Annotated in this window: 13 protein-coding genes; all 13 read right to left on the bottom strand. The window is 46.7% G+C overall.

All coding sequences use genetic code 11. The features are described from left to right. Positions 1–93: 93 nt before the first annotated feature. Positions 94–867, bottom strand: a complete 774-nt coding sequence (locus W01_RS01480; protein WP_173051875.1) for a glycosyltransferase — start codon at positions 865–867, stop codon at positions 94–96. Next, on the bottom strand, positions 864–2,063 hold the full coding sequence (locus W01_RS01475) for an O-antigen ligase family protein (protein WP_173051874.1): 1,200 nt from the start codon (positions 2,061–2,063) through the stop codon (positions 864–866). The genes W01_RS01480 and W01_RS01475 overlap by 4 nt, the downstream gene beginning before the upstream one ends. Positions 2,064–2,174: 111 nt before the next feature. Beyond that, positions 2,175–2,876 carry an orotidine-5'-phosphate decarboxylase gene (pyrF, locus tag W01_RS01470; RefSeq protein WP_173051873.1) on the bottom strand — a complete coding sequence of 234 codons (702 nt, stop codon included), beginning with the start codon at positions 2,874–2,876 and terminating at the stop codon, positions 2,175–2,177. After that, positions 2,873–4,048, bottom strand: coding sequence for a lipopolysaccharide assembly protein LapB (gene lapB / locus W01_RS01465; protein WP_173051872.1), 1,176 nt, complete (start codon positions 4,046–4,048; stop codon positions 2,873–2,875). Before lapB ends, pyrF begins: the two co-directional genes overlap by 4 nt. A gap of 234 nt (positions 4,049–4,282) precedes the next feature. Next, positions 4,283–4,570 carry a LapA family protein gene (locus tag W01_RS01460; protein ID WP_173051871.1) on the bottom strand — a complete coding sequence of 96 codons (288 nt, stop codon included), beginning with the start codon at positions 4,568–4,570 and terminating at the stop codon, positions 4,283–4,285. 145 nt (positions 4,571–4,715) lie between these two features. Then, positions 4,716–5,003 carry an integration host factor subunit beta gene (locus tag W01_RS01455; protein ID WP_173051870.1) on the bottom strand — a complete coding sequence of 96 codons (288 nt, stop codon included), beginning with the start codon at positions 5,001–5,003 and terminating at the stop codon, positions 4,716–4,718. A gap of 12 nt (positions 5,004–5,015) precedes the next feature. Next, positions 5,016–6,746 (bottom strand): 30S ribosomal protein S1, encoded by a 1,731-nt coding sequence (rpsA, locus tag W01_RS01450; RefSeq protein WP_173051869.1) that lies wholly within the window; start codon positions 6,744–6,746, stop codon positions 5,016–5,018. Positions 6,747–6,870: 124 nt separating this feature from the next. Then, complete coding sequence (locus W01_RS01445) at positions 6,871–8,826, bottom strand: bifunctional 3-phosphoshikimate 1-carboxyvinyltransferase/cytidylate kinase (protein ID WP_173051868.1); 1,956 nt, start codon at positions 8,824–8,826, stop codon at positions 6,871–6,873. 118 nt (positions 8,827–8,944) lie between these two features. Then, positions 8,945–9,805: a hypothetical protein gene (locus tag W01_RS01440; RefSeq protein WP_173051867.1), complete on the bottom strand. Its 861-nt coding sequence runs from the start codon at positions 9,803–9,805 to the stop codon at positions 8,945–8,947. Beyond that, positions 9,805–11,505, bottom strand: a complete 1,701-nt coding sequence (locus W01_RS01435; RefSeq protein ID WP_173051866.1) for a DUF3696 domain-containing protein — start codon at positions 11,503–11,505, stop codon at positions 9,805–9,807. Before W01_RS01435 ends, W01_RS01440 begins: the two co-directional genes overlap by 1 nt. A 20-nt stretch (positions 11,506–11,525) precedes the next feature. After that, entirely contained in the window at positions 11,526–12,260 is a 735-nt protein-coding gene (locus W01_RS01430) for a restriction endonuclease subunit S (RefSeq protein WP_173051865.1), read from the bottom strand. After that, complete coding sequence (locus W01_RS01425; RefSeq protein ID WP_173051864.1) at positions 12,257–13,780, bottom strand: class I SAM-dependent DNA methyltransferase; 1,524 nt, start codon at positions 13,778–13,780, stop codon at positions 12,257–12,259. The genes W01_RS01430 and W01_RS01425 overlap by 4 nt, the downstream gene beginning before the upstream one ends. 2 nt (positions 13,781–13,782) lie before the next feature. Further along, positions 13,783–15,420 carry a DNA recombination protein RmuC gene (gene rmuC / locus W01_RS01420; RefSeq protein WP_173051863.1) on the bottom strand — a complete coding sequence of 546 codons (1,638 nt, stop codon included), beginning with the start codon at positions 15,418–15,420 and terminating at the stop codon, positions 13,783–13,785. Positions 15,421–15,453 lie beyond the last annotated feature (33 nt).

The raw sequence follows: 15,453 nt of genomic DNA, 5'->3' as shown, positions 1-15,453 counted from the left end.
TTTGTATTATAAAAATATCCGAGTTTTATGGAATCGAGCGTGATAAACACAGTTTTGCAGTCAAAGAAAATGCATGCACGCTTTATTGGGATTTCACTCAGTCCAATGCTCAGATACCCAGGGGGCGGCCTGCACATATCGGAACCTTCGGTTACGCCGTCCGGCTAGCGCATCGGGTGGGTTAACTTCGCCATGAAAAATCAGGATGCGCGCACTTTCCGGAATAATTGGGGCAGACCAATAATTGCAAGGCCAATGGGGAATACAGTGATATTTGAAACTACGGCACCAAGCATCAGGCCAATAGCTCAATTTTCCTTGACGATGCAACCAGTCAGAGAGAAACGCCTGCTCATTCCTAAAGTTACGTCGGATATCAGCTTGTTTGGCCCGAAATTCAGCCAGTAAATCAGCATGTGCACCGAGGCGAAAACGATAAACTGACGAATTGCCGGTGATGCGCCAACGTCGCTTCCAATCATGAATGATCAAAAACTCGCCCGGTTGCTCGAAGAAACAGTCAATGTCATCGACAATCACTACATCAAGGTCGAGAAACAGCGCGGTGCCCTGTAATCCGTGTAGGCTAGACTCGAAGGTAGTCAGTTTTTTCCAACCGCGCTCAGGAATACCTTCTGGCAAAGCCAAATCAGAAATGGGCAAGCACTGCACTTCGGCGCGCACGCCTTCGCTTCGATCCGTTAAACAGATAAAACGAAACGGCCCGTGCAAATGCCGTGTCACCATCGCATATAACCTGTTGACATATTCAGGGCCATACTTAACGCCCCATTTCATACACAAAATGACACGCTCGTCAGCGCCTGCATGGGGCTGGGTTACTGATTTTTCAGTTTCTTGAATCATACTGTTCGGACGTGGTTACGCGTCACACCGGCCAGCGGAATGGCAAGTAAAATCATAAATGGCATGCCAAATACCGCATCTCGCAAGATAGCATTAAACATACCACCCACCATAATTGCCACCCCCAACATGCCCAGCCACATCCCATGGGCACCACCCATTTTCCAGGCAATAATCAATTGGGTCAGCCAAATCCACAATAAGGCAGCAAGTCCGATCAATCCAATTTCGGCAGCGTAAAACAGATAATCATTGTGCGGGGTACGCGTCTTTTCACTAAGTAAACCTTTTGCATGTTTCTGATACTGAGAAGGCCAAGTCGCTATCCCGTGCCCCGTCCATGGCTTCTCAGCAATCATTTTGGTGGTGACGCTATACATTTCCAATCGAATACCATCATCACTTATTTGTTGACCTTGCGAAAAGGCATTAATATCATTTATCGTACCGATAACACGCAGACGTAAATCCGATGCAGATATCCAGGCAATCGCAAGCAATAATACAAAACCTAGCATCCAAATCACACTACGCCAAGACATTGTGAAATATTTCAAAAAAAACAATAAACACAACAATACAAAAATCAAACTGGCAGTGCGCGATTTAGCAAGAAACAGCAACGCGATTACAACATATAAAAATGCTGCCACCCTCAACCAAAGCCATCGGCGATCAGCCAGTGATGTCATTTCGTAAAGCATCCACCCAGCAGCTATTGCCAACAAGATAGCAAGCAAAATAGACTTATTTCCGCGATAAACCAGGTAATTTGCAAAGATCTCTATCTTTGGCAGTATCTGTAACAAGTTAAGGTAATACAACGTAGCTGCATAGAGCGCACCCACAAAAAAAACTGTGACTGCCCGCCTTTGCCAATCTCCTGATCCAACACTAATAAAGAACAATAAGATAATATAAATTTGATAATGTACAAATCCCGACCAGAAGTAATCTTGAGACCGCTCCAAAAAAATTGCCGCACAACATGTTATTGCGGATAAACCTAAAATAGGCCAAAAAAGTGGACTCGCTTTAACTGTCAGCCATTTCGTCCGAAAATCTCCTGAACATAATAAACTAAACAGAAACAACAAAATACCTGTGTAAATTATTCCAACTGGGAAAAATAACGTCAGTGGCAGAAAGGATAGAATTGTTTGAGGCAATACATTACGCCGGAATACAGAATTCATATTTTCATAGATATTTTGGTTCAAATTTCAAATGTAACAATGCCATCATTCCCTGCTCGGACGACAGTTGCGCCGCCAAGCAAGCAAGCTTGACGAATAATCTACGTACCTTCATTCCACCGCCGCGATCTGTTTAACAAAGCTCTGTAATGCTTGCAACGGATCAACGGCGCGGGTGATGGGGCGGCCAATTACCAGATAATCCGCACCTTGATTCAACGCGGCGCAGGGCGTCATGATGCGCGATTGATCATCGGCGACAGCATCTGCCGAACGAATACCCGGCGTAACCAAACAGAATTCGCTGCCACAGTGCTGACGCAGCAAAGCAGCCTCCCGCGCAGAACATACGACACCGTCTAGCCCGCTATCGCGCGCCAGCTTAGCCAAACGCAGCACCATATCGGCAGGAGTAGCTGCAATCCCCAAGTCGGTCAAATCTTCCTGTGCCATACTAGTAAGCAATGTCACGGCAATCAGCTTAGGCGATTGTGTATACAAGCTCATTGCCTCACGCGCCGCTTCCATCATCTTGCGTCCACCCAGAGCATGCACGTTGACCATCCACACGCCTAATTCGGCGGCAGCTTTACATGCCTGTGCTGTCGTATTGGGAATGTCATGAAATTTCAGATCAAGGAATACTTCAAAACCACGCTGCATGAGCTGTTCGATCAATCGTGACCTTGCTGTGGTGAACAATTCGAGGCCCACCTTAAGGCGACACAACGTAGGCTCCAGCCGTGCCACCAGTTCTAGCGCAAGTTGTGCATTAGAATAATCAAGCGCGACAATAATTTTAGGATCGTTCATATTTTTTGTCCATTTTCTTCACTTCTACGTGGAGAATAGGTTTCCCAACCATGACATGCCGGACAATGCCAGTAAAACTGGCGCGCCTTAAAACCGCAATTGGCACAACGGTACATTGCTAACGTACGCGTGCGTTGATGCACCAAATTTTTCACCATCGCCACATCAGCACGGTGTTCGATTGATACTTCCAGCAACCGTGCCTCCAGCAGCTTATCCAGACCAAGTAGTGTAGGGTTACGCTGCAGTTCATCACGTACCAGCCTATATGCCGCTTCAGCACCATCGCGTTGCAGAATGGCATCAAACAGCACGTTCATCAAATCCAACGAGGGGTACTTGACCAGATAACCCTGCAACATGTCTATGCCTTCATCTACATGTCCAGCCTGACGATAAGCCTGAAGTAGACGTTCAGCTACCAAGGGTAGATATTGCTGGTTCTGTTTTTCAATGCGCTGCCAGATTTCAATGGCGCTAACAAAATGCTGCGCCAAATTTTCTATGTCGCCCAACATCATGGTAGCGCGCACCGACTGAGGATTAGCTTCCAACGCCTGATCCAAATGGATACGCGCAGCATCGATTCGCTGCCGTGTCAATTCTGCCGCAGCCAATTCGCAATAGAAAAAAGCAGCTTCCTTACCATGCGATTGACCGCTTAATACTGTCAGACGGTATGTCACGTCAATCGCCTTGAACCAATCCTTTTCCTTTTGATACAACTCAAGTAAAAAATTTAGCGCGGCATTGGCATACGATGTAGCTTGTAATTTAAGGAATAGCTCTTCGGCACGATTTAATATTCCGGCATTAAGGTAATCTTGCGCCAGTTCAAATAACGCCTGTTGTTTCTTGTCTTCATCCAGGTCGACGCGTTCAATCAAATTCAGATGCATACGAATAGCACGGTCTACCTCACCACGACGGCGAAACAAACTACCTAGCGCAAAGTGTAGTTCTATTGTCTGTGGATCAACCTTAACTACCTCAATAAATGCCTCGATAGCTTTATCCTGTTGCTCATTGAGAAGAAAGTTCAATCCCTGGAAATAGGAGCGCGGCAGCGCACTAGATTCAAACAACATTTGCTTGATATCTATGCGCGCTGCCAGCCAGCCCATCCCGAAAAACAGCGGAAAAACCAGCAGCATCCACAACTCAAATTCCATAAACGACAAATCAAATTAAAAAGATTATATGTAATTAATCAGCCTAAACATTTCATAAATCAAGTGATAATTACACAGAATTTTGTTTGACTGAGAAATTTAGAAGGGAGAACAATACTACCTCGCCCCGAAAAACCTGAATCTTGTATAGTGAACAAAAATAATCTATCAATAAAAACTGCACAATCCCTTATCGCCTAAGGTCAATGCTAAATTGTCTTAGCACACATTGATTCATGGAATATCTGAGTTATTATCGCCAACACTGACCAGTTTGTTTTTTAAACGCAATTCGCGTTTTAGAATGGCAATTTCTCTACGCTGCCGAAAAATATTGCCCAACACAGCGAGGACCCCTACACTTACGCCCACGGCAAAAAACAACAACAAAATGAGTATCAATGATGATTGCCATTTGTAGCCAAAAAAATAGTGCAACACCACAGGTTGATCATTCTTCATGGCAAAACCAAGAAGAATTAGAAACAATACTGTACGCAACAGCCAAATCATATAGCGCATATATCCACCTGCAATAATTTTTCGTTACGACAATAACACGAATGAGCAAAAAATTGACGGCACTATCTTACGACAGGCCGTCAATTTTTCTGCAAATAATGCTTACGACTAAACTGTCTAGAGCTCTAAAAATTCAGCACAGACTTCAAGAAGATGGGTAATCAACCCGCTCACGTAATTCCTTACCTGCCTTAAAATGCGGCACATACTTGGCTGGAACCTGTACCTTATCACCCGATTTTGGATTACGTCCTATCCGCGGTGGGCGATAATTCAGCGCAAAGCTGCCGAAGCCGCGGATTTCAATACGTCCTCCTCGCGCCAAGGTTTCCGCCATGGCTTCAAGGATCACTTTAACTGCTAGGTCAGCATCCTTGGCCAATAGTTGCGGATAACGCTCCGCCAACTTTGCGATAAGATCAGAACGGGTCATTCTTATCACTCCTTATTGTGCGTCAATCTTACTGGTGTCCATCTTAGCCTTGAGCAAAGCACCCAAATTGGTCGTTCCAGCCGTAGATGTATTATCTACAACAGGTGCAGCAGCCTTTTGTATTACTACAGTTTCATCAGCTTTATCCAACGCTTTGATCGATAAATTAATGCCGCGGTTCTTGCGATCAACGTGAATAATCAGAGCCTTCACTGCATCGCCTTCTTTCAAATGATTACGTATGTCCTCGACACGGTCAGCAGACACCTCAGAAGCCTTAAGGAAGCCCTCAACATCACTATCCAAGGTAATTGTAGCGCCTTTGGCATCGATTGCCTTAACCACTCCGTTTACTACACTGCCCTTGTCATGTGTTGCGATATAACCATTGAAGAGGTCGCCATCCATTTGTTTGACGCCTAATGAAATGCGCTCGCGCTCTACATCAATTGCCAGTACCACGGCCTCGAGTTCATCACCTTTTTTGTAATTACGTACAGCTTCTTCGCCAGGCACAGACCAGGAAAGATCAGACAAATGTACCAAACCATCAATTCCACCTTCCAAGCCGATGAAAATACCAAAATCAGTAATCGACTTGATTTGTCCTTTCACCTTATCGCCTTTTTTATGATTCAAGGCAAAATCGTCCCATGGATTGGATTTGCACTGTTTCATACCAAGAGAGATACGTCGGCGCTGCTCATCAATTTCCAGAATGATGACCTCAACTTCATCACCCAGTTGCACCACCTTGGAAGGATGCACATTCTTATTAGTCCAATCCATTTCCGACACGTGCACCAGACCTTCAATGCCCTGTTCAATTTCCACGAACGCGCCATAGTCAGTCAGGTTGGTCACCTTGCCAAACAGCCGAGTACCTTGAGGATAACGGCGTTCCAAGCCGGTCCATGGATCATCGCCCATTTGCTTGATACCGAGCGAAACACGGTTTTTCTCTTGGTCAAATTTAAGAATCTTGGCTTCTACTTCATCGCCTACCGCCAGCACTTCAGAAGGATGTTTGACACGACGCCAAGCCAGGTCGGTGATATGAAGTAGGCCATCAATGCCACCCAGATCCACAAACGCGCCGTAGTCGGTAATATTCTTAACAATACCTTTGACAATTGCGCCTTCCTTCAGACTTTCCATCATGGCCTGACGATCCGCTCCATGGCTTGCTTCCAACACCGCACGGCGCGAAACAACTACATTATTACGCTTACGATCCAACTTGATAATCTTGAGTTCCATGGTCTTGTTTTCGTAAGGCGCAGTGTCCTTGACCGGGCGGATATCCACCAGTGAACCAGGTAAAAATGCGCGAATGCCATTAACCATGGCAGTCAGACCACCTTTAACTTTACCACTGACATAACCTTCAACGATTCTGCCTTCTTTCATCGCTTCTTCCAGCTCGATCCATGCAGCGAGGCGCTTGGCCTTCTCGCGCGACAGCTTGGTTTCACCATAACCATTTTCCAGCGATTCAATCGCCACAGTGATGAAATCACCAGCCTTTACTTCAATCTCGCCTGCGGCATTGAAGAATTCCTCGACGGGAATAAAGCTTTCGGACTTCAGACCGGCATTCACCACCACCACATTATGATCGATGCGCACAACATGCGCAGTGACCAACTCGCCCGCGCGCATTTCCTTGCGCGTCAGGCTTTCTTCAAACAGGGAGGCAAAACTTTCCAGATCGTTTTCAACTACAGCAGCGTTAGCATTCATTTATAAAGTTATCCAAGACAAACCCGCTTCTGACGGGGCTGGTTAAAAAACCCGAACGATAGGTTCATTGCGGGGCTATCAAACGTACACCAATACAACTTTTATATCGAATTCATACGCGTACTTAATGTATGGAATGGTAACGAGTCAGAACTTCCTGCACCGCTTGCTCGATAGTTAAGTCGGTGGTGTCGAGCAAACTGGCTCCGGGCATCTGTTGCAACGGAGCCACGCTACGCTGGCTATCACTCTCATCGCGCGCGCGAATTTTTTCTAAAAGGTCTGGAATGTTAGCACTCATTCCTTTTTCCATCAACTGTTTATAACGCCGTTCCGCACGAACCTCCGTGCTGGCAGTCAAAAATATTTTCAAAACCGCATCAGGGAACACCACTGATGCCATATCACGACCATCTGCAACCAACCCTGGTGTCCGACGGAAAGCATGTTGCTTGCCCAATAATGCGGTACGTACCGCCGGAAATACTGCCACGCTAGATGCCGCAGCTGCTGATTGTTCAGAACGCAACTCATCAGTTACCTGCACACCATCCAGCCAGGAATCTATTCCCTCAAAACATATTTCCATGCGCACCGCCAGGTCAGCCAATTGATCTTCCGCGTCCAACGCTACTCCCTGCTGTTGTGCAGCTAGTGCCAACAAGCGATACATCGCACCGCTGTCAAGATAATGAAACCCAAGCTGGGCTGCAACCAGTTGCGCCACTGTACCCTTGCCAGACGCAGAAGGACCATCAATGGCAATAACGGGTACAGCCTTAACCACTCTGGCAAAACATTCAAAGTAATCTGGAAAAGTCTTGGCGACGCATTGAGGATCGTTGATACGCACACCCGCCTGACTAAATGCAGCAAGCGAAAAACACATTGCCATACGATGATCATCGTAAGTATCGATCGAGTGTTGAGGAGCCAGGGTTAATGATTGAGGAGGCATGATGCGAATAAAATCCGCGCCCTCTTCCACCGTTGCGCCAAATTTTCGCAATTCAGCGGCCATCGCTGCGATGCGATCGGTTTCCTTAACACGCCAGCTGGCGATATTCCGTAGCGTGGTTACACCATCGGCAAACAATGCACACACCGCCAGCGTCATCGCCGCATCAGGGATGTGATTGCAGTCCAACTCTATGCCTTTTATTCTGCCATTTTCCGGTGCACGCGCTTCCATCCAGTTCGGCCCCATTGCGATGCACGCACCCATCAGCTGTAATGCTTCGGCAAAGCGCACATCACCCTGAATACTATCGTGACCGGCACCCTCAACTCGCACCGGGCCGCCACCGATGACACCCGCAGCTAAAAAATATGAAGCAGATGAAGCATCGCCCTCGACATGAATCAAACCCGGCGCAATATAGCGGCTACCAGCAGGAACCGTAAACGAACTCCAGCCGTCTCGCACAACCTGCACATCAAAACGCGCCATCATTGCCAGCGTAATTTCGACATAAGGCTTGGAAATCAGCTCGCCTTTCACCTCCACCGTGGTTGCATTAGGCATCAATGGCAGCGCCATCAGTAAAGCACTGAGAAACTGACTGGAAACATCACCGCGCACCGCGATGCGGCTGCCGCTAAGTAACGTAGCAGGATGTATTTCGAGCGGCGGAAAACCTTCCGTACCTATATACCGAATATCCGCACCCAACCCACGCAATGCATCCACCAAATCAGCGATTGGGCGCTCGTGCATACGCGGCACGCCGGACAGTTGATAATGCCCTCCGGCCAATGCCAGCGCAGCTGTCAAGGGGCGAAAAGCTGTACCCGCATTGCCGAGAAACAGCTGGGCATCCTTAACCGGAAAATCACCAGCACACCCTCGCACACGATAAACATGGCCTCCCAATGCTTCCACTACTACGCCTAAAGTACGCAATCCTTTCAGCATGTGCTCTGTATCATCCGAATGCAAAAGATCATGAATTTCGGTTACCCCATGAGACAACGCAGCGAGCAACAGCATGCGGTTGGAAATACTTTTGGAACCAGGTAAACGCACTGTCCCTTGGGCGCTCAGCATAGGAGGAAGATCAATAAATTTTTGATATGTCATTTCAAAATAAAAAATACGGTCATTGCAAAGTAAACCATTGGTTAGTGTGAATAGTGTTAATCAATAGGCTGTGTATGTTCATTTTTTCAAACTGAACTCACCTGCATAAATGTTTTTATCATGGCCATATAGCTACAGGCGAAGTTTTGCTGTAGTCATTCCATCGAGTATTTTTGACTGCTGTTTCCATCAAGGTGACCTCTTCATCCGGTGCACCACCCCCATCCTCATTATCACTAAGGCCAACCCCATAAATCAGTCCGCCACTCTCGGTAATGATAAAGCGGTTGTGCATTTGTGCTTTTTCGTAAATATGCAATTGCATCTTCACGCCTGAAGGCAACATGAAAACGCTCTGCTGGAAACGTCGAATCAGCTCGTCGTTCGCGATCTCATCGCTGCGGTGTATTTCCACAATGGCTTTACTACCGGGCAATAACGAACATATCTGCTCTAGCGGTCGCTGGTATCGAAGCTTGGTAGGATCAAAATGTGGATCAACCAGCTTAATTATTTTAGCGTGCCGAATCAAAAACTCAGCACAGCCTATCAGGGCTTGAGCGGTTCGAGGAATAGCACACTGTCGCGCGGCTTTAAAGCGCGGGTTTTCTTCATCAATTTCATCTTTTAACAGCACATCCGGGTGATCTATCGCAGTAGCTGAGATAATCGCCGCAAAGGGTTTGCGTGCATGCTCCACTAATGCCCGATCTATCCACGTCTGAGAACCTTCGCCACTCGGTCGACCCGTATCAAAAACGATATCATTACCAAATTTATTCAGGCGTTCGACAATTTTAGAAAACTCGACTTTACCCTTATGCTCGCGTAAGGCCGAATCACATACCAACTTTCTCCACTTCTTTGGAAACGCGGAAATAACCCGCCCCTGGCTCACGCCGAACTTCTCTGTGAAGTAACAGAACTCGCGATAAGACGAAGTAATAGCATCCGGATCTAATGCAAATTCTTTGATCATCAGAACAGCTCTCCGGCTCGTTCATCAAAAAATCCTTTAGGCCAGCTTTCCGTAAATTCACCTGCTTCATCAATGGGCAAGGATTTAATCTGAACCCCATTTTCTCCGCGACCCACATAATAAACCCCAATCATTTCTGGAGTAACAGACGGAAAACCCGGCGGTAAATTTCCTTCCGATGTTTCGCGAATCCGGCGCAGCAAGCGTAGAATCAGATGCTCGCTGTGCGTTTCAATCAAAAAGCTCATTTCGTGGCGGAGTACACTATAAATTAGCAGGTCACCCAGACCCACTTGCACCGAAGGGTGAATATGAAGCTCCGGCTGCTCGATAGTCACCAGGCTTGCAGAAGGCTCCAACGCAGCCACCACCACTGGCAGCACTTGCGAGATGCCGATTCCGACATCTCGTGACTGCATCTCCAGACCCGATTTAGTATCGATCAAACCGATGCGAGGCTTGGTCAGCAAGGCTTCAATTGCTTTATTCAACATCCATTTACGCTGCGGGGTCAATTCTTCAGAGCCAACCAGATCCAACCACTCCGAGCGCACTTCGCGCACCCAGCGGCGCTCGATTGCATAACCGGTATTAAGCTTATCTTCGTCCGCCATCCAGCGACTGACATCATCGATCAGGCTTTGTTGTCCAGTCAGCAAAGCTTCCCAGCCAGCCAAACCGTCTGCCCATCCTGCTTCGTCCTTAGTCAGACTGGCATCAAAATCGCGTGCGGGCACATGACGAATGGGTCCGACATAGCGCATTTTGCGCAATTCATCGCGTACCAGCAAACCCGGTCCGACAATCAGAGACGAAATAAAAGCGGTGAACTCTCGGGCGATATACACATTCTCCGCACCAATTACATCGGGTGCCGGGATATGCAACAGTTCACCCAATCGAGGCAACGCGCTATCAAAACCGGAAAGCCACTCGCGCAAACCCTCGCCGGTTTTTTCCATGCCCGCATCCGTTACCGTCTCGATAATATGCGGCCATATCGTATAGTGAGTTTCAATTTTGGGGGCTATAGAATCACTGGATGCAATTGAATTCGCATCCAATCGTAAAAAATATTCTAGATTATTGCTCAGATCTTCCTGCATGAACTGGCGCATAAAAATGGGATTGATCTCGTTAATACTGATGCTGACATCCCGGCCATCATCTGTAGCATTTATTTCGGCCAGCCATTCGCCATTGGCACCCACTTGATAGCCGATCACCACAGCTTTATCACGTAAATGACTCCAGGCAATCACCAACTTCACGCTTACCGACTCAACGCGATTCCGTGTTTCATGCAACAGGTTATAAAAAGCCCATACTTTGGAATCATCTGTTTGCCAATCGTCAAAGGCTTCCGGCACCAAGTCGGGCAGCCCTTTGCCGCCTAAAGACAGCTCGATCTGAATAGCAATATGGCGGGTTGTATCACGCAGATGAACGAGATTGCGAAACCCTCCCAGATCAACAAAATTTCCACCCTGCAGAGTGCGGTCTGGGTTGGCATTGTTGCGCTCCAGTACTTCACGCGCATACTGCAACGCTTGCATGATGGTGCTTTTACCAACGCTGTTTGCACCGAAAAGCAGAGTAATCGGCTTTAGGTCAATCTGAACTTCTGAACTGATGCCTTTAAAATTCTCAATATAAATTTTGGTCAGGCCCGTCTGACTGATAGCGGTCGGTGCACTCATATTTTATTTATCCTCATTGCTCAGGCTGCCTCAGACGATGTGAAGACAGATGCGGCAAGACTGTTGAAAAGAAAATTTGATTGAACCAGTTCATTTGCAAGCTTTTCCTTAATGAAAACCATCTTATTATGAATTTGCGAGTAACGGTCCTGAGCAGCAATTGGAGGGGTTGGCCATTCTTTCGGATTTGTCACCGGATCGCCAAACATATCCAAAAAAATAGAATGCAAAAAATTGTCTGCCAGTTTGAGTGTGGCACGGCGTTTTTTACAGATAACATCAGCTTTGTCGAGAATTAAGGCGATACGCCGTTGCTCTTCCACGGGCAGAAGCGGGATATCAATATCAGCCAGAATTTCGGTTGCATGCCCGTTTTTCATCCATTCGTTGCCGCTAATCTCAAGACTATTCGCCTTCGAGAGCAAAAATTGCTGTATGTAATTCCTGTCAAGATCAGGGGATTCAACAATAATTGCCTTTAAATCTTTATTGATAGCAACCGGCACATCGTTAATGACAACATTTTCGAGAGTCATGCTCGCTGGCACAAGTATGCTTCCGACTGGCAATAAATTAGATGCTGACTCTTTCAGGCCAAATTCTGTAATTCTTTCCAACGAATCATTGATGCGTGCGTCGCGAATATCCTTCGCAGTAATCCAAGGAATTGTGCCATTCCAGCAGGAAGAGTTTGATCGGTCAAGCGACCCTCCGCAAACGATTCGCGCCACATCTCCCAATCTGACAAACTTCATCGAAGCATAGCCTCTAACTCAGCCATGTCGCGTTGAATCTCGACCTCAAGCATTTGCATCCGCGCCAGAATCACCTTGGGTTCCTCGAACTTCACTTCCTGATGTCGGATTTCCCTGTAACGGTTTATTGACAGTTCAAAATTATGCGCTCGAATGTCCGCGGCGGACACCTTGAAAGCTTTTGCAGTTCGATCAGAAAAATCGCTCTCGCCATTACGCCAGTGACGATATTGGATCAATACGTCGGACAGATCATTATCAGCATTTTCTAGACATTTTTCTTCATGCGAAAGTCCATCGGCTTGCGCATCATAAAAAAATACATCCTGACTACGTCCCCCCTTAGTGAATACCAAAATAGCGGTAGGAAGCCCTGCAAAAGATCTGAATACACCGGATGGCAGCGAGATCACACCCTCCAGCTGGTTATGATCAAGCAAATATTCACGTACGGCCAAATGAGCTTTACTTGAGCCAAATAGAACCCCATCAGGCACAATGATAGCGGAGCGGCCACCACTCTTGAGCATACGCAGAACAAGAACGATAAAAAGCAACTCGGATTTTCTGGTTTGGACAATTTTGAGTAACGAAGGATGCACATCCTCCGCTAACGTGCACTTAAAGGGCGGATTGGAGAGGATGACATCCAGCCCACCTTTTTCGCCATCGGCAATGGCCGGGAATTTTTCCGGGAATACTTTTGAAAGCGTATCCATATAGTGAAGGTCCGGATTTTTCACTCCATGCAACATCAGATTCATGGCAGCCAAGCGCAGCATAGTGGCATCGAAATCAAAACCGTGAAACATGCCGTGCTGAATATGCGCATGATTATCTTCAAGTTGGTTACCAACGTGGCTTTTGCTACCACCTTCGAATATTTCGGCGAACTCCGGTATAGAATAAGACTGTCGCAGATATTCCATTATTGCCACCAAAAAACCAGCCGTACCACAAGCTGGGTCACCAATTATTTCAAATGGTTTAGGATCCACCAGACCCACCATGAGCTTAATAATGTGGCGCGGCGTGCGGAACTGGCCATGTATGCCTGCCGTGGTAAGCTTGCTCAGCAAATACTCATATAAGTCACCCTGAGTATCGCTATTGCCCAGTGGCAACTTTTCGACCTCCTCTATCACCAAGACCAGCAAGCTAGCCTTTGAGATTTGGAGCGAGACGTTTTTCATGTATTCACCAAATGTGAATTTTTTGCCGCCGAGAATGCGCAGATGGGGAAAAACCTCGTCGCGCACGAACTTAAGCATGGCCTCACCATCACTCATCCTGCTCCAGTTTGTCCAGCGCAGTGTTTGCTGGTCAACCCGAAAAAAATAATGCGGAGATTCGCCGGCGTATAGGGCATTTCGCTCATGTTGTGATTCCTCCATATCCAACAGGCGGGCAAATATCAGAAAGGATATCTGTTCGATTATTATGAGCGAGTTGGAAATTCCTCCCGTAGCAAAATCCAGCCAAAGTCGGTCTATATCACTTCTGACTTGGTTATTAATCATGCTTATTCCAATGGTATATTTTCTTGTGGGAGTAATTCGGGCAGGAACTCTAATTCAAGCCCCGCCTTGGCCACCAAATCCTCAGAGAATTTCCCTTGCACTGCAACGCCAAGTCTTTTGAACTCGTTGACTTGCTGAATCAGATTACCTTTCCCATGAGTAAATTGATCCATTGCTATTTTATATGACTCCTTGGCCTTATCGAGTTGATTGCCGACTCCTTCCATAGAGCATACGAAGGTACAAAGCTTTTTGTGTACCATGACTGCACGTTTCGCGAGTTCCACGGTATTAGCATTTTGTACTTCAAATCTCCAAAGTTGGCGCACGATATTGAGGCTAGTAAGCAAAGTAGTTGGCGTCGCAACCAGTACATTCTGTTCAATCGCTTTTTGGAATAATGTTTCGTCTGCGCGCAGCGCTTCCACAAAAGCAGATTCAATAGGAATAAACATAAAAACCATCTCAGGAGAGTTCAGGCCAGGCAACTCGAAATAGTTGCGATCTGACAGCTCCTTAATTCGGCTGGCAATAGCTGCAACGTGCTCTTTCAGTGCTAATTGCCGTTCAATTTCTCCTTCTGCATTAACATACCGAGTATAGGCATTGAGGGATACCTTGGAATCAATGACAAGATGTTTCACTTGTGGGAGATAAACAATTACGTCTGGGCGGCTCTTGCCCGTCTCGGTGTTGAAGCTAACTTCGCGACGATACTCTTTACCGGGCCTCAATCCTGAACGATCCAGGATATTTTCCAATACCATTTCCCCCCAGTTTCCCTGCATCTTGGATTGGCCCTTAAGTGCCGTTGCCAAACCATGAGCCTCCTCGGTAATCTGCCGATTTAAATCTTTCAACTGATTTAGCTCGGCCTTTAACGTTGCTTGCTGCTCCGTATCCTTAAGGTGAATATCTTCGACCTTGGCTTTAAACTCATGAATTTGAGTCTTCAATGGCCCAAGCAGCGCACCAATGTTTGTTTGATTCTGTTCAGTAAAACGCTTACTTTTATCTTCCAGAATTTCACCGGCCAGGGACTTGAACTGATTTGAAAGCTGCTCGCGAGCATCAATCAACAGTTGCAATTTTTCTTGTGACTGCTTGCGCTCAGCTTCCAGGCTCATAGTAAGCTCAGATACCTGCATATTCGAAAGATTGATATCCCGAATCAGTAAATCGCGTCGATCTACCAGCGTAACGCGTTCCTGCTGAAGCTGCACAATATGCTCAGCTTGTGACTCAATAGTCGAGTTAACCCTACCCACTTTTTCACGAATATCCGCGATGGATTGCTTAAGTGTGCTTATTTCTTGATTTGCCTCTTCAAGATTAACCACAAGTTTAGGAACACGATCCGCTCGTTCAGCCAATTGCGCACGCTCATCTCCCGCTACATCAAGCTGATCGCGCCAGAGCATGGCTTGCTTTTGCAGATCAGCAAGCTCAGTAACGAGACGCTTTGCATCTTCCTGTGAAGCGATCAGACGCTCATTGAGCCTAGCAATTTCAACCTGGCTTTCAGTTTTTGCTCGCAATTCAGTCGCAGCAATGCGGGTACGCAGAATCAACCAAATAATCCCTGCGCCGACTAATAAACCAATTGACAGTGCAACAAAACTATAAATTGGTAGATCCATGAGTACTGATTTCCTTAATCGTGCGGATGCTAT

Origin of the sequence: Candidatus Nitrotoga sp. AM1P, assembly GCF_013168275.1 — a bacterium.
Lineage (GTDB): Bacteria > Pseudomonadota > Gammaproteobacteria > Burkholderiales > Gallionellaceae > Nitrotoga.
This window is presented reverse-complemented; position numbering and strand designations above follow the sequence as displayed.